The 16,795-nt window shown below is 64.0% G+C and carries 6 protein-coding genes; all 6 read right to left on the reverse strand.

All coding sequences use genetic code 11. The annotated features are described in order from the left end of the window. Positions 1-18: 18 nt before the first annotated feature. Complete coding sequence (locus tag BM269_RS05895; protein ID WP_090436089.1) at positions 19-2,316, reverse strand: GH92 family glycosyl hydrolase; 2,298 nt, start codon at positions 2,314-2,316, stop codon at positions 19-21. Then, positions 2,313-4,640 carry a GH92 family glycosyl hydrolase gene (locus BM269_RS05900; protein ID WP_090436090.1) on the reverse strand — a complete coding sequence of 776 codons (2,328 nt, stop codon included), beginning with the start codon at positions 4,638-4,640 and terminating at the stop codon, positions 2,313-2,315. Before BM269_RS05900 ends, BM269_RS05895 begins: the two co-directional genes overlap by 4 nt. 89 nt (positions 4,641-4,729) lie before the next feature. Beyond that, entirely contained in the window at positions 4,730-6,484 is a 1,755-nt protein-coding gene (locus BM269_RS05905) for a M14 family metallopeptidase (RefSeq protein WP_090436289.1), read from the reverse strand. A 49-nt stretch (positions 6,485-6,533) separates the two neighbouring features. Beyond that, complete coding sequence (locus BM269_RS05910) at positions 6,534-10,301, reverse strand: M48 family metallopeptidase (RefSeq protein WP_090436091.1); 3,768 nt, start codon at positions 10,299-10,301, stop codon at positions 6,534-6,536. 72 nt (positions 10,302-10,373) lie between these two features. Further along, on the reverse strand, positions 10,374-13,061 hold the full coding sequence (locus tag BM269_RS05915) for a TonB-dependent receptor plug domain-containing protein (protein WP_090436092.1): 2,688 nt from the start codon (positions 13,059-13,061) through the stop codon (positions 10,374-10,376). Between the two features lie 126 nt (positions 13,062-13,187). Further along, complete coding sequence (locus BM269_RS05920; RefSeq protein ID WP_090436093.1) at positions 13,188-16,736, reverse strand: indolepyruvate ferredoxin oxidoreductase family protein; 3,549 nt, start codon at positions 16,734-16,736, stop codon at positions 13,188-13,190. Positions 16,737-16,795 lie beyond the last annotated feature (59 nt).

The raw sequence follows: 16,795 nt of genomic DNA on the forward strand, positions 1-16,795 counted from the left end.
TCCGCCCCGGGCCGCCGGTTAGCGCTGGCCTTCGCGCGAGAAGGAGTAAGGCGCGTCGGCCGGCGCGATGCCGCGCTGCCGGTTCGGTTGCGCCGACATCTCGACATCGAAGGTAGCGCCGCGCAACAGCTCGTCGTGCCCCAGCCAGTTGCGCTGCAGCGCGCGGCCATTCAGTTTTGCGGCGCGGATGTAGCGCATGCTGGCGCCGTTGGCCGGTGCATTGACGCGTATCTGCCTGCCGTTCTCCAGGTGCACCGTAGCGTGCTGGAACAGCGGTGCGCCCACCACGTACTGGCCAATTGCCGGCGTCACCGGATAAAAGCCCAGCGCGGAGAACACATACCAGGCCGAGGTCTGACCATTATCTTCGTCGCCGCAGTAGCCGTCCGGCGTCGGCTTGTACATGCGGTTCAGCGTTTCGCGGATCCAATACTGCGATTTCCACGGCGCGCCCGCGTAGTTGTACAGGTAGAGCATATGCTGGATCGGCTGGTTGCCGTGGGCGTACTGGCCCATGTTCGCCACCTGCATCTCGCGGATCTCGTGGATCACGGAACCGTAATAGCTTTCGTCGAACACGGGCGGCATGCTCATCACGGTGTCCAGCTTGTCGACAAAGGCTGCGCGGCCGCCCATCAGGTTGACCAGGCCGTCGATGTCGTGGAACACCGACCAGGTGTAATGCCAGCTGTTTCCTTCGGTGAAGGCATCGCCCCATTTGACGGGATTGAACGGCGACTGGAAGCTGCCGTCCTTGTTCCGGCCGCGCATCAGGCCCGTCTCGGGGTCGAACAGCTTCTTGTAGTTCATGGCGCGCCGGGCGTAGACCCCGATCTCCGATTCGGGCTTGCCGAGCGCCTTACCCAACTGATAGATTGCAAAGTCGTCGTAGGCATATTCCAGCGTGCGGGCGGCGTTCTCGTTGATCTTCACGTCGTACGGCACGTAGCCAAGCTCGTTGTAGTACTTGACGCCCGCGCGGCCCACGGCGCTTACCGGGCCTTCGTTGTCGGCGCCGTGCTTGAGTGCCTGCCACAGGGTTTCGATGTCCGGGCTGCGGCTGCCCTTGATCCAGGCGTCGGCCACCACCGAGGCGGAGTTGTTGCCGACCATGATGTCGGCGTAGCCGGGGCTCGACCATTCGGGCAGCCAGCCGCCTTCGCGATAAGCATTGGCCAGGCCGGCCTGCATTTCGCGGTTGATCGATGGATAGACCAGGTTCAGGAAGGGATACAGGGCGCGGAAAGTGTCCCAAAAGCCGGTGCCCGCGAACAGGTAACCTGGCAATACCTTGCCGTTGTAAGGGCTCCAGTGCACCGGCTGGCCGGCCGCATCGATTTCATACATCTTGTTCGGGAACTGCACCATGCGGTACAGGCTTGAGTAGAAAGTGCGCATCTGGTCGATGCTGCCGCCCTCCACTTCCACTTTCGACAGCACCTGGTTCCAGCTTGCCTTGGCGCGGGCGCGCGTGGTGTCGAAGTCGTCGTTCGCGAGTTCGCGCTGTAAATTCAGTTCGGCCTGCTCCGGGCTGATGAAGGAAGACGCGACCTTCATGTGTACCTGCTCGCCGCGCCTGGTCTTGAAGCCGACGATGGCGCCACTATGCTGGCTTTCCATTTCAAGCGCGCCTTCCAACAGTTCCTTGCCGCGCCATACGTCGGTGGAGGCGAAAGGCTTGTCGAACACCATTACGAAATAGAGGCGGAAATTGGATGGGAGCGGGCCGCGCGCATAGCGCGTGCTGTAGCCAATCACCTTGCGCTGCTCTGGAAGTATCTTGACGTAGGAACCTTTGTCGAACGCATCCACCACCACATAGCTCTTGTCCGACTCAGGGAATGTGAAGCGAAACTGGGCGGCACGTTCGGTCGGCGTTAGTTCCGCAGTGACGTTGGCGTCTGCCAGGTAGACGCTGTAGTAGTATGGCTTGGAAATTTCCGCCTTGTGCGAGAACACGCTGGCGCGCTCGTCTTCCGTGAAGCGCTTGGCGCCTGTCACCGGCATGACCGCGAACTGCCCGTAATCGTTCATCCAGGGCGATGGCTGGTGCGTCTGCTTCAAGCCGCGCAGCTTGTCGGCTTCGTACTGGTAGGTCCAGCCATTGCCCATCTTGCCGGTCTGCGGCGTCCACAGGTTCATGCCCCAGGGGACCGCAATAGCGGGATAGGTATTCCCATTCGACATTTCCGGTTTGCTGGAAGTGCCCATCAGGGGATTCACCCATTCGACCGGGTCGCTGATCTTGCCGACGAATTGTGCTGCAGCGGGTGCCGCCGCACATGCGAGGGCCAATGCAAATGCGAATGTCTTCATTGCTGGTAACCTGTCTGGCTATATGGACGGGCGCTGCGCTCGCGGCCCCAGTCTTTGTTCGGCGTGGCCTGCATACGGAATACCAGCTCGCCGCCAGCAGTGATGTCTTCATGGCGCAGGAAGGTGCGGGACAGCGGCTTTCCGTTCAAGCTCACGCTGCCGACGTAGGCGTTGGCGGCGCTCAGGTCCTCGGCACGGATGGTAAAGCGCTTCCCGTGCGGCAGGTTCAGGACTGCCTTGTCCACGAAGGGACGGCCGATCACGTATTCATTGCTGCCCGGCGCCGCCGGGTAGAAGCCCAGCGCAGTGAAGGTCAGCCAGGCGGACATCTGCCCCAGGTCGTCATTGCCCGCCAGGCCGTCCGGCTTGTTGTGGTACTGGCTGGCGACGATCTGCGTCAGCCGCGCCTGGGTCTTCCACGGCGCGCCTGCGTAGTTGTACAGGTAGGCCACGTGGTGCGAAGGCTCGTTGCCGTGCGCGTAGTGCCCGATCAGGCCGGAGATGTCTTCCATGTGGGCGTAGACGTTTTCATCGACCTTGGCGTCGAACACCTGGTCGATCTTCGACTGCAGCCCGGCATCGCCGCCCAGCATGCCGACCAGGCCTGCATTATCGTGCGGCATATACCAGGAATACTGCCAGGCACTGCCCTCGGTGTAATCGCTGCCGAAGTTGGACTGCACCGGATTGAATGGTTCGCGGAACTCGCCGGTCGACTTGCGGGCACGGACGAAGCCCGTCCTGGTATCGAACACGTTGCGGTAATTCTGCGCGCGCTGGTAGAAGCGCGCGGCCACGTCCCGCTTGCCCATCTTCTCGGCCATGCGCGCGATGGTCCAGTCGTCGAAGGCATATTCCACGGTCTTGGAGGCAGCTTCCGGCTCCAGGTCGATCGGCACGTAGCCCAGCTTCTTGTAGTGTTCAAGGCCGCCGTACGGCCCGTAGTCGGCGCTGGCGACCATGGCGGCCAGCGCTGCATCGGCATTGATGCCCTTGATGCCTTTCATGTAGGCGTCCGCGATCACCGGCACCGCGTGGTAGCCGATCATGCACCAGGTTTCCAGGCCATGGAAGGCCCACACCGGCAGGATGCCGTGCGGACTGTGCTGGCGCGAAGCGACCAGCGAGTTCACGAAGTCGGCATTGCGCTGCTCCGGCTGCACCAGCGTGAGCAAGGGATGCAGCGCGCGGTAGGTGTCCCACAGCGAGAACGTCGAATGGTAGCGGAAGCCTTTGGCCTGGTGCACCTGGCTGTCTGGGCCGCGATACTTGCCGTCACGATCCATGAACAGGCTTGGCGCCAGCATGGCGTGGTACAGGCTCGTATAGACCATGCTGCGCATATCGGCCGGCGCCTCGATGGAGACAGCGGACAGCGCGTCGTTCCAGGCGCCGCTTGCGCGCTGGCGTTCCGCGTCGAAGTTCCAGCCCGGCATTTCTTCCAGGTTGTCCAGCGCACCGTCCTCGCTGACGCCGGACAGCGCGACCTTCACCAGCAGGGTGCTGTCTTCCGGCGTGCCGAAATCGAGGGCGGCCACCAGCGCCTTGCCTTCCGCCTGGACTTTGCCGGCCGGCGTCTTGCCCGGGCCGGCGAAGCCTTTGTATTCAACGCCCTCTTCGCGGTTAAGCAAGGCGCGGCTGGCCATGGGGCGCGAGAATTTCATCGCAAAGTAGACCTGGCGACCCGGCGCCCAGCCGCGCGTAATGCGCATGCCAGTGATGGTGGAGTCGTCCCGTACACGCAGCGAAGACCACAGGTTCTTGCCGGCGTAATCGTAGATGCTCTGGCGCAGGTCGAGCATGACTTTGGCTGCAGCGCCCTTGGCGTAGCGGTAGCGGTGCAGGCCGACGCGCTCGCTGGCCGTCAGTTCGACCTCGACCTCATGGTCCTGCAGGCGCACCGCGTAGTAGCCGGGCTCCGCGCGTTCATCCTCGTGGCGGAAGCGGGAGCGGTAGCCGCTGAACGGACGTTCCGGATAACCCGGCTCCAGCTTGGTCTCGCCGCTGAAAGGCATCAGCAGGATGTCGCCCAGGTCGGAGTGACCGCTGCCGGAAAAATGGGTATGGGAGAAGCCGAGGATGGAGTTGTCCTCGTAGCGGTAGCCGGCCGCCCATGGGTAGCTTTGGCGGAAGTGCCGCACCTGGGTATCCGGGCTCAATTGCACCATGCCGAAGGGGCGGCTGGCGCCGGGGAAGGTGTGGCCGTCGCCGCCAGTGCCGATAAACACATTGACGGCGGCTGCCGGACTGCCCGCCGGCGCCGCTTGCGCAGCGGCGGCCAGCAGCGTCGCAGTAAACAGCGCCACGAAAGGTCGGATACCCATGGTGTCTCCTTTTATGATGCTGCTTTTATACCTTTACCCGATATTTCCTCGCAATCGAAAGTGACGGAAACGGCGATGTTTCAGAAAGTTTAGTAAACAAGGGCGGTGCGGTACACCGGATACAGGTTGTGGCGTTCGTCCCAGGTGGCGTGGCGGCGGGCGAAGAAGTCCAGGCGGGCGCGCGAATTGCTGGCAAAGGCCGGGTCGCTTTCCAGCCTGGCCTTGAAGGCGGCTGCCAGCGCCGGGTCGGCCGCCAGCATGTCGCGCGCAGCCTCCTCGGCCACGTATTCTTCCATGTACTCCTTGCGTTCCAGGTGATTGTTGAAGAAACCCCAGGCCGCCAGGGAATCGGCGCCGGCCGGTTCCAGCATGGTCATCACCAGGCGCGATTTCGGCTGGGCGATCGGCACGAACAGGGCACCTTTGCCAACTTCACGCTGGTCGGCCTTCCAGGCGCCCTTCCAGCTCGCCAGCTGGTGCCCTTCGAATGACGTTGCGGTCAGCTTGGCTTCGTCGGCACGGAAGGCCTCCAGCGCCACCTTGCCCGGCGCCCGCTCCAGGCGCTTGTACGCGATGCCGTGCGCCTTCAGCTTCGGCTCGACCAGCGCAGCCTGCGCTGCCGGCACCAGGTAGCCGCCGGCGGGTGCTTTCGCCACCACGTCCGGCACCACTTCGTCGCGCAGCGGTACGGTCCATTTCTGCGGCTTGGACTCGTCATACCGGGTCCATACGCCACCCGAGACGTCGGACGGGGTGCGCGTGTATTCGTAGCCCGGGAAGTCGATCATCTCGGTACGTTCGGTGGTCTTGTAGCTAAGGGGCATGTCGGCCAGCTTGGCGGCGCGCACATCGGCTTCCGCCGCGGCCTTGGCCCATGCCGCGCCGTGCTGCGCGAACTGCTCCATCATCGACACGATGGTATTGCGGGTGACCTTCACGCGGTGCGGGTAGTCGCGCCACGCGTGGGTTTCCACCAGCATGGCGAAGCGGTTGCGCAGCGGGAAATAGCCGGTCGAGAAACGCGGCGTGGACATGCTGTCGACGAAGCCCGAATCCGGCTGGTCGGTCTTGTCGAAAGAGATGTAGAAGTGGCGCGGGTCGGAACCCTGCTTGCGCAGGTCGGCCATGACGTTCTCGCGCATCTCCTTGCCAAGCGGGAGCAATGCGGCATCGCCGCCATGCACCGGTTCGACCTGGATCGATACGTCAGGCTGGAACTTGGCGCCGTCGGTCACGTGCAGGTCGACGTAGGCCAGCGGGTCCCATTCGTTGACCAGCTTGAGCATGGCCTGCATTTCAGGCGCGTCGGCCTTCACGTAGTCGCGATTGAGGTTGTAGTTCTGGGCCGTGACGCGCCAGCCCATTTCCGCAGGGCCGCGCTGGTTCGGGCGGTTGTTCTTGCCGAAACGCTCATGGCCGTCGACGTTGAAGACAGGGACAAACAAGACCACTTGCTTGTCCAGCGCACCGGCGGCAGCCTTGCCGTCCAGCGCCTCGCGCAAGGCCCATAAGCCGGCATCCTTGCCGTCGATCTCACCGGCATGGATGCCGCCCTGCACCAGCAGCACCGGCAACTTGCGCTGCCTGGCCGCGGCGGCAGTCAGCGCGCCGGTGCGGGAGATCGCCAGTGCCAGCATCGGCCGCCCTTCCGGCGTTTCGCCGAACGAGAAGCAGCGCACCGCTTTCGGGTAAGACGCCTGGTAGGCGGCACACAGGCGTTGCACTTCATCATAGCGGCCCGTGGCGTGGTAGCCGGAGCGTTCCGCGACGGTGCTGAGGTCGGGCGCGGCATGCGCTGATGGAAAAGCGGCAAACAGGGAAAGCAGTACGGCAGAACGAATCATCTCAATGCTCCGGCGGTTGTTGGAAAACGCCGGAGCATTATAGTGCGCTTCAGCTTCGCAGATATGGCCGCTCAGGCGCGAACAGCACCAGGCGCGCGGTCTTGCGCCAACGGGCCGGCGCAGCATCACCTGCCGCCACCGCGCCCGCGGCATAGGCCAGCGCGCGCGCTTCCATCGGCATTGGGCCCAGCTCCATTTCCGCCTCCTGGTATCTGCCGGCCCTGGCTGCCTCGATGAAACGCCGCAGGCGCGGCGCATATTCGCGCATCGAACTCGCCTGGGCCCAGTAGGGCTCGGCGTCGCGGCCATGGCGCAACGCCAGTGCGGCGCCGACCACCAACGTCACCTGGTCGATACCATTCGTCATCGGTTCCTCCAGCGCAGCCTGCACCTGGGCGGCACTGGCGCCATCCGACGCGCCAGCCAGCCGGCGCATGCGTGCCGCCTGGCGCGGGTCGTCCTTGCTCGCTTCCAGGGCCTTGCCAATCTCGCCACGCGACAGGACACTATAGGGATCGCTCGCATCACGTTCCGCCTGCGCCATGGCGGCGACGCGCGAGCCCTCGGTCAACAGGCGGTTCTTGACCTGGCCGTCCAGCAGGCGCCGCAAACGCTCCAACTGCATTTCCAAATCGGCGTTCTCATACGGCAGCTTGCCCTGCACCTTGCGCAGCGGTTCCAGGGCTTCGTTCCATGCGCCATGGTCCAGCAAGTTGCGCGCATACAGGTAGGTCAGCCAGGCATTGTCGGGGAAGCGCACCCGCGCGGCTGCGACCTCCTCGCTGCTGGCGGCCTGGCCACAACGCAATGCCAGATAGAGCCGGTCGCCGTCGTCCGGGCGCGCCTTGGCCCGCTCACGCGCGGCAACACAAATCTCCGGCGATTCCTTGGCCACGTCCTGTTCGGCGCGGCGCAGCTGGACGTTTTCCGGACTTTCCTTCAGGCGCTCTACCAGCACGTCGCCTGCGCCCTCTTCGTGCGCCATCGTCAGCCATGTGTAGGTCGATGGAATCTTGATATTGTCCCAGCGCGCATGGGCCAGCACCATGGCCTTGCGCTGCGCATCGTCCTTGACAAGCCTGGACAGCGGCTCCGGCTCCATGCCGGATGCGGCGACAAGAACCTTGCGCCACTTCTTGCTCTTGCTGCTGACCGATTTTGGCGGTTCTTCGAACAGCACGTCGGCGTCGGTGTCGAACCAGCGCGGTGCACCGAGTACGGTGTTCTGCTCATCGCCAGGACCGCCGTAGTGCACCACGCCAGTCGCCATCACGGTGCCGCCGGCGATGTTGTACACCGACTGGTTCGAACCATCGCTGGGGCGGAAGCTCTCAAGCAGCCGGCCGTCCAGCAGCCGGGCTTCAACCGTGTGCTGCTGGTCCGGGCTGGCATCGAGCGTGACGTGCTGCCCCGGATCGACCAGCCTCGCATTGCCGTCGATCGTCACCCGTACCGGCGTGCCCAGGCCGTTGTAGACCATCACCGTCGAAGTGCCCAGCGCCAGCCCCATGCCCAGCACGCTGACCACCACGCCGCCCGCAACGGCCAGGCGCGCACCGCCGGCAAACCAGCCGTCCGCACGCTGGAAGCGCGACCACCAGTCCAGCGACATTTGCAGTTTGCGCTCGCTACCGGCCAGCAGGACGCTGTACGTTGTGGGAACCTGGCACGGTTGCGGCGCCGCGGCAATCGGCGTACCGCCGCGTGCGTGGCTGGCGAGCAGCGTTTCACTGACCAGCATTTGTTCCAGCACCGCCGAGCGCAGGGCGCCCATCCAGTTGCTGGTGTGGGAGGTCCAGTTGGCGGCTGCTTGCAGCCAGTCGTTGATGTTGTCGCGGGAAACCGGCGGCAACGTGAATTTCTGCAGCGTGGCTTGCCAGCTCTCCTTCATTTCCAGGCGTTCCATGAGCCGCGGGTCGAACTGCACCGCCCCGTTGCCGCGATAGATTTCGTCCAGCACCACGTACAAGCTGCTGCAATCTGCGATCAGGCGACGGATATTGTTCTCGCTCTGGCGCGCCACGGCAGTCACCACCGCGCGGGTATTCAACACCAGGCCCCAGGCATCGCGCAGGTTGGCGGCGCCGTGTTCGGCGTAATGCAGCGCGTCCAGCAGGCTATCCAGGTAGGCAGGCCAGCCTTCGCCCAGTTTGACCGCAGCCGCATGGTGCCAGGCGCGCACCGTCGCATCGTGGCGGCGCAGCTTTACTTCCAGTTCGGCGATGCGTTCATCGGTGCGCTGCAGTGCCGCCGGCAATTGGTTCACGCGGTATTCTTCGCCGCCCAACTGCACGCGATTTCCCTGTACCTTGGCGTGGCCGTTGATCACAGCCGACAATTGCGCGCGCTCTTCCTGCAGCTGGCGCAACTGGCGCACGTCGTCCTTGAGCGAAACCGGATACAGCGCGCTGGCCTCGGCAGCGGGTTGCGCATGGCGGGCGGCGCGCAGCTCCGCGGCTTGCGCCGCATGGCGCGTCAGCGAGCGGCCGAAATAAACGCCGCAGTAGCGGCTCTGGAAATGCTCGCGCCGATACTCCTTCGCCAGGCGTTTCAGGCTTTCTTCCAGCTCGACCGGTTCGGCCTTGCCCTCCTGCCCTTCCAGCAAGTGGGTGGTCATGCGCTGGCGCAGGCCGGCGGGATCGTCGAACAGCGACCATGCGCTGGACTGGTCGATCGCAGCGGGCAGGTAGCGCCGCTTGGCATTCTCTTCGCGCTCGTGGTTTTGCGGGTGGGTCTGCCACATGCGCGGCGGCTGGCCCAGTTCCGCCTTGAAAACGCGGTGCTGTTCGGGCTCAAGCGCCGGCAGCGGCGGCACCTTGCCGTAATAGGGATCATCCAGGATTCCGGCCATGCGCGCCGTGACATGGTTTTGTATGGCATAGGCATCGACGGTGGCGCGGCCGGCGCCGAATTCACCGAACACGAAGCCGACAGTGCGCTCCCAGGCGTCGTCGGCAGCACCCAGCCGATGCAAGGCGTGGATCAAGGCATCGCTGCCGGTCAGCGACACCGCCACCAGGTCTGCCTGCATTTCCATCTCGCGCGACAGTGCCCTTTGCATCAACACCACCAGACGGAAGGCTTGTTCCACCAGCGAGCGAAGGGACCAGACGATGATCTGCAAGACCCAGGCCACCAGGCGCAGGCGGATATCGAGACGGCCAATGCCTTCGATCAGGTCGTCCAGCTTATCGCGGCGCGCCACCATCTCCTGCACCACTTGCTGGGCCACGTAAGCCCAGCGCCCCACAGCCATCGAGCGTTGCGCGAAGTGGCCGAATTCGTGCGCCAGCACGGCGCGCAGTTCGCCCAGCGGCATGGCGTTCACCAGCGGCAGGCCGATTTCCAGGTTTTTCTTCGAAGGGAAGATCAGGTTAAGCAGCGACAGGTCATAGAACACCGCGGCGTTCACGCGATTGGAGAGGAAGACACGGTGCGGACGGGGTGCTCCGGCCGCATCCGCCAGCTCCATCAGGTAATTGAACAGGCGCGGTTGCTCTTCGCGCTTCACTTCCACCACGCCGGGCGACATTGCGTGGCGCACGGCGAAGATCGCCTTCAACATGACAATCGCGAGCAGCACCGCCACGATGGCGGCGCACCAGTTGGCGAAACCGTTGCCGCCGTGCTGGCTGGCATGCACCAGGCGCCAGGCACTGAAGAGGAACCAGCCTGCCAGGCCGAAATACAGCAGCACAAAGGCCAGCAAACCTGCCACGGCCAGGCGCGCGCTGCGCTGGTATGCGGCGGTGGGACGAGTCAGTTCGGCCAGCACGGCCGACTGGGAGGGGATAGCGGTTTCGATGATGCACTCCATAGAATTATTGCATCCAATGATTCTATGGAGTAACTAGTTAATTGTAAATAATTCAATCAAATTTACAACAGGTCAAGAACCGAAGTGGTAATTCAGCTCCAGCCAGACCTGGCGGCCGGCCGGGCTGTAATTGCCGACCGGGTAATAAGGCCAGCCGCCGCTTTCGTCCTGCTTGACCCGGTTGAACAGGTTGTTCACGGCCAGCGACACGGTGACGCGCTTGTTCACCTGGTACAGCGCGCTGGCGTTGACCAGGGTGGTCGGCGTCAGCCAGGCTGCGCCGGCCGCGTTGGGCACCTTGCCGTAACGCTGCAGGAACAGGGTGTTCGACCAGTCGCCGGCATTCCAGGTCAGGCTGGCGTTCAGCTTGTCGCGCCAGTCGTTGTTGCCCAGGTCGTCCTTGTCGTTGTTCAGCGGGTCCCCGGCGAACTGGCGCGATTCCTGTTTCAAGGTCTTCGAGTAATTCACCTTGGTGATGAAGTTGCCGTACGCCGTGGTGCGCAGGACGTACTTGGCCGATACGTCGATGCCGCTCACCTTGGTCGACGCCGCGTTGATCGGATTGACCAGGATCTGCTTGATCTCGCCCGGCTTGTTCAGCGCATTGTCCGCATAACGGACGATGCGGCGGATCGCGTCGGCGCAGGTCGGCGAGGTGAGGTCGCCCTTGACGCGGCATTCGGCCTCGTCGCGCAACAGCTTGTCCGCGCTCAGGTTGGTCACCAGGTCGTCGATGCGGATCTTCCAGTAGTCCAGCGTCACGTCGAAATCGGCGCTTGGCGACCATACCGCGCCCAGCCCGGCCGAGCGGCCCTTCTCGGAGCGCAAGTCCTTGCTGCCGGTCTGCACGTAGTCGGCGCCCGGAGAGTAATTCGCGAAGTCGCAATCGGCCACCGGCTGGCCCGCTTTGGCGCAACGGTAGTAATCGGTGGTGGACGAATAGTAGCCGGTGCCGCGTGCCTTGTAGATGTAGTTCATGTCCGGCGCACGGAAGCTGGTGGCGACATTCCCGCGCAGCAGGAACTGCGTGGCCGGACGCCATTCCAGGCCACCGTTGTAAGTGAACTTGCCGTCGTCGCGGCCGGCGAAGGAGTAACGGTCGTAGCGGCCGGCCAGCGTACCGGCCAGTGCCTTGACCAGCGGGATGCTGGCCTCGGCGCCGATGGCGTAGCGCTTGCGGGTGCCGGCGGTGACGTCGGACGGCGCCAGCGTATTGAAGTAGCCCTGGTTGATGCGCGGGTCGGGTACGTTGGAGAAGCCCTGCTTGCCCAGTTCCGCCACCGTGGCCACCTTGACCGGGCCGGCCGGCAGGCTGAAGGCCTCTCCATTGGCGGTCAGGCTCAGGGTATTGGTCCATGATTTGTCGTCGCTGACCGATTCACCGGTGATCGCATTGAATTCGCCCGGTGTCAGGCGCGTGGTCAGGCGCGCCGGGTCGGGGGCGAAGATGGCAACGCCGCTGGCATTCACGCCCAGTTGCGGGCCCAGGAAGAAGCCGTCGATATTGGCCAGCGCGCGCTGGGTGTGGTTCTGGCTCTTGTACTGCGAAGCGGTGTAGCCGGCTTCGTAGCTCCACGTGGTATTTGGAATCTGGCCGCGCAGGCCGAGCGACAGCGATGCGGCCTGGTCGTCCCAGCGCCGGTTATAGCGCCCCACGCCGCCCATTTCCTCCGGCGAGATGTAGCGGCTCCACGCCTCGTAACGGCTGGTGTTCTGGTTCCAGAAGTAGCTGTCGGTGGCCGAACGCGAAGTCCACGATGGGCCGCGCGTGTTGTTGCTGCTGCGGTTGTTGCCGTACAGCGCCTCCGCAAACAGCGTTGCGGTGTCGGACAGCTCGTAGTTCGCGCTGCCGAACAGGTTCTGGCTGCTGTTCTTGGTCTGGATGGTCCAATAGGTCGGGCCGACTTTCGGGCTGGCGCAATAGCTGCCTGCCTTGGCCGTGTACTTGACGGTGCTGCCTCCGAACAGGTCGCCGATGCCGGTGCAGGTATCGCCCAGGTCTATGTATTTGCCGCTGCTGACGTTCTTGCGCGCCAGGACCGAAGTCGGCGCCACACCGGTCTTGCTGGCCATGAAATCGCGGTCGGCACTCCACAGCGGGTCGCGTTCCAGCAATTCGACGCTGAACAGGGTGTTCAACTTGTCGAAGCTTTGGCCGCCGGTGAACTGCAGCCGCTTGTCGCCGCCGCCGCCGCGCGTGGTGGTGCCTGCCTTGAGGTTGATGTCGTAGCCGTTCGCCTGCTTCTTCAGGATGATGTTGACCACGCCCGCAATCGCGTCCGAGCCGTAGACGGCCGACGCGCCGCCGCTCAGGATCTCGATGCGCTCCACCACGCTCGACGGGATATTGGCCAGGTTGGTGAAGTTGACGGTGCCTTCATAGGCAATCGGGAAATCGGCCAGGCGCCGGCCGTTGAGCAACACCAGCGTGTGGTTCGGGCCCAGGCCGCGCAGGCTGATGGCGTTGGCCGACGGGGTGAAGGTGTTGCCGAAGTCGGCGCCTTGCACGAAACCGCTGTTCTGCGACTGGTTGGTCAGCGCGTCGAAAACGTTCTTGTAGCCTTGCTTGGTGATGTCTTCGCCGGTGAGGACCGTCACTGCCGACGGTCCTTCCAGGCCGGCGCGCGGAATGCGCGAGCCGGTGATCACGACGGCCGCCGGCGCTGCGGCATCCTGCGGCTGCGCCTGGGCCTGCGCGACGCCGGCCAGCAAAACGAAAGCGCCTGCCGCCAGTGGTTTCAATTTGAATTTTGTCTGCATTGAAGTGGTCCTCTTGTGAAGAGGCGCCACCTTAACAAGTCCGTCTTTATTACTGAACGAATGATTTTGCAGATGCTTATGAAAAAAGCCGGGGACCAGCCCCGGCTTTTATGCGTTCGCCAAATATCAGGCCGCGTGCGTTGCGACTGCCGGCTTGCTGAACTCCGCCAGCAGCGACGCTTCCTTCTGCTTGGCCGCCTTCAGGTGGCGCTCCTTGACGTGGCCGTAGCCGCGGATGTCTTCAGGAATGCGCGCGATCGCCACGGCGGTTGCCAGGTTATCGGCAGTCAGCTTGGCCAGGAGAGCGGACACGGTGTTGCGGTATTCGCCGATCAGGGCGCGCTCCATCTTGCGCTCTGCGGTGTAGCCGAACACGTCGAGGGCGGACCCGCGCAGGCCTTTGAACTTGGCCAGAACGCCGAAGGCTTTCAGCATCCATGGACCGAATTCCTGCTTGACCAGGTGGCCTTCCTTGTCCTTCTTCGCCAGCAGCGGCGGCGCCAGGTGGAACTTCACCTTGTAGTCGCCCTCGAACATGCCTTCGATCTTGGCGCGGAAGGCCGGGTCGCTGTGCAGGCGTGCCACTTCGTACTCGTCCTTGTAGGCCATCAGCTTGTAGAAGTAGCGGGCCACGGCTTCGGTCAGCTTCTTCGAACCCAGGGCGCCTTCTGCCGCCTGCACCTGCGCCACGAAGTCGCTGTACTGCTTGGCGTATGCGGCGTCCTGGTAGGCGGTCAGCAGTTCCACGCGCTTGGCGATGACTTCTTCCAGCGTCTGGGTGCGCTTGAATTCGATCACGGTTGCCGGGGTGGCCAGCTTGGCCACAGCGGCGGTGTCGTGCGCGCAGTAGCGGCCCCAGTTGAAGGCCGACTTGTTGAAGCCAACCTGCACGCCATTCAGCTCGATCGCCTTCATCAGCGCTGCCTCCGACAGCGGCACGTGGCCTTTCTGGAAGGAGTAGCCCAGCATGAACATATTGGTGGCAATCGAGTCGCCCATCAGCGCGGTGGCGATCTTGCCGGCGTCGACGAAGTCCACGTTGGCTTCACCGCAGGCACGCTTGATCTCGGCCTGCGAAGAAGTGCCCGGGAACTGCCAGTCAGGGTTCTTCACGAACGCCGCGGTGGTGGCGCCGGTCGAGTTGATGGCGGCGTAAGTGCGGCCTTCGCCCATGCGTGACAGCGCGTCTTTCGATGCGGTCACGATCTGGTCGCAACCGATCACCAGGTTGGCGCTGCCGGTGCCCACGCGGGTCGAGTGCAGGTCGGACTGCTTGTCGGCCAGGCGCACGTGCGACATCACCGGGCCGCCCTTCTGGGCCAGGCCGGACATGTCCAGCACGATGGCGCCCTTGCCTTCGACGTGCGCTGCCACGGCCAGGATCTGGCCCACGGTCACCACGCCGGTGCCGCCGATGCCGGTGATCAGGATGCCGTATGGATTGGCGGTCGAGGGCAGGGCCGGCGATGGCAGGGCCGGCACTTCGCCGCCGCCCGCTGCCGCGGCTTTCTTCGGCTTTTTCAGGCCGCCGCCTTCCACCGTCACGAAGGACGGGCAGAAGCCGTTCACGCAGGAGAAGTCCTTGTTGCAGCTGGACTGGTTGATCTGGCGCTTGCGGCCCAGCTCAGTTTCCAGCGGCTCGACGGACAGGCAGTTGGACTGCACGGAGCAGTCGCCGCAGCCTTCGCAGACGGCTTCATTGATCACGGCGCGCTTGGCCGGGTCGGGGAATTCCCCTTTCTTGCGGCGGCGGCGCTTCTCGGAGGCGCAGGTCTGGTCGTAGATCATGGCCGACACGCCCGGCTTGTCGCGCAGCTCTTTCTGCACGTCCATCAGCTCGGAACGGTGGCGCACCGTGACGCCCGGCGCCCAGTTGTAATCGTCCGGATATTTTTCAGGCTCGTCGGTGACCACGATAATCGGGGTCACGCCTTCCGCCGCGATCTGGCGCGAAATCATGCCTGGGTCCAGCGGACCGTCCACGTTCTGGCCGCCGGTCATTGCCACGGCGTCGTTGTACAGGATCTTGTAGGTGATGTTCACCTTCGCCGCCACGGCAGCGCGGATTGCCAGGATGCCCGAGTGGAAGTAGGTGCCGTCGCCCAGGTTGGTGAAGACGTGCTTCTCATTGGTGAACGGCGCCTGGCCGACCCAGGTCACGCCTTCCGCGCCCATATGGGTGAAGGTCGACGTTTCGCGGTCCATCCACAGCACCATGTAATGGCAGCCGATACCTGCCATGGCGCGCGAACCTTCCGGCACCTTGGTCGAGGAGTTGTGCGGGCAGCCGGAGCAGAAGTAAGGAATGCGGTCGGTCTCCGGATTGGCCTTGGCCGGCAGGCTTTTCAGCGCCGCTTCCTTGGCTTCCAGGAAGGCGATACGCTCTTTCACGCGTGCCGCAACCGGATGGTCCTTGCAATAGTGCTCGATGCGCGATGCGATGGCGCGTGCGATCTGGGCCGGGTTCAGCTCATAGGTCGCAGGCAGCAGCCAGTCGCCGTGGCCGGTCTTGCCCTTGTTGCTCCACTCGCCGGTGTCGTCGAACTTGCCGACCACGCGTGGACGCTCGCCGTCCGGCAGGTTGTACAGCTCTTCCTTCAGCGCGTATTCCAGGATCTGGCGCTTTTCTTCCACCACCAGGATTTCGTCCAGGCCCTTGGCGAATTCGTGCACGCCGTCCGCTTCCAGCGGCCAGGTCATGCCGATCTTGTACAGGCGGATGCCGATATCGGCGGCTGCCTGCTCGTCGATGCCCAGGTCGGCCAGCGCCTGGCGGGTATCCAGGTAGGATTTGCCGGCGGTGATGATGCCGATCTTCGGCTTCGGCGCATCCCAGATGATCTTGTTCAGCTTGTTGGCGCGGCAGTAGGCCAGCGCGGCGTACCACTTGTAGCTGTTCATGCGCACTTCCATGTCCAGCACGGTGTCCGGCCAGCGGATATTCAGGCCGCCCGCCGGCAGCTCGAAGTCGTCCGGCATCTGGATCTGCACGCGGTCCGGGTCGAAATCGACCACGGCGCCCGATTCGATGATGTCGGTCACGCATTTCATCGACACCCACAGGCCGGTGTAGCGGCTCATCGCCCAGGCATGCAGGCCGTAGTCGATGTATTCCTGCACCGACGATGGATACAGCACCGGAATGCCGCAGGCATTCAGGATGTGGTCCGACTGGTGGGCGGTGGAGGACGACTTCGCGGCGTGGTCGTCGCCGGCCAGCACCAGCACGCCGCCGTGCCTGGAGCTCCCCGCATTATTCGCGTGCTTGAACACGTCGCCGCAACGGTCGACGCCCGGGCCCTTGCCGTACCACATCGAGAACACGCCATCGTACTTGGCGTCTTCGAACAGGTTGGTCTGCTGGGTGCCCCAGACGGCGGTCGCCGCCAGGTCTTCGTTCATGCCGGGGTGGAATTTGACGTGGTGCGCGTCGAGGTGCTTCTTGGCCTTCATCGCGGTCTGGTCGACCGAGGTGACCGGCGAACCGCGATAACCGGTGATATAGCCGGCGGTATTTAGGCCGGCTTTCAGGTCGCGTTCACGCTGCAGCATCGGCAGGCGGATCAGGGCTTGCGTGCCGGTCATGAAGGCGCGGCCGCGCTCCAGGGTCCACTTGTCGTCGAGGGTAATGTCGTGCGCAGGCGATAGCTCGCCGCTCTTGACGGGTGCGTTCATCAGGTGTGTCTCCAAAAACTTCTTCAAGTTGTGAGCGGCGCCCCGTTCTTATGTGCGGG

Origin of the sequence: Duganella sp. CF458, from assembly GCF_900113115.1 — a bacterium.
Taxonomy (GTDB): Bacteria; Pseudomonadota; Gammaproteobacteria; order Burkholderiales; family Burkholderiaceae_D; genus Rugamonas.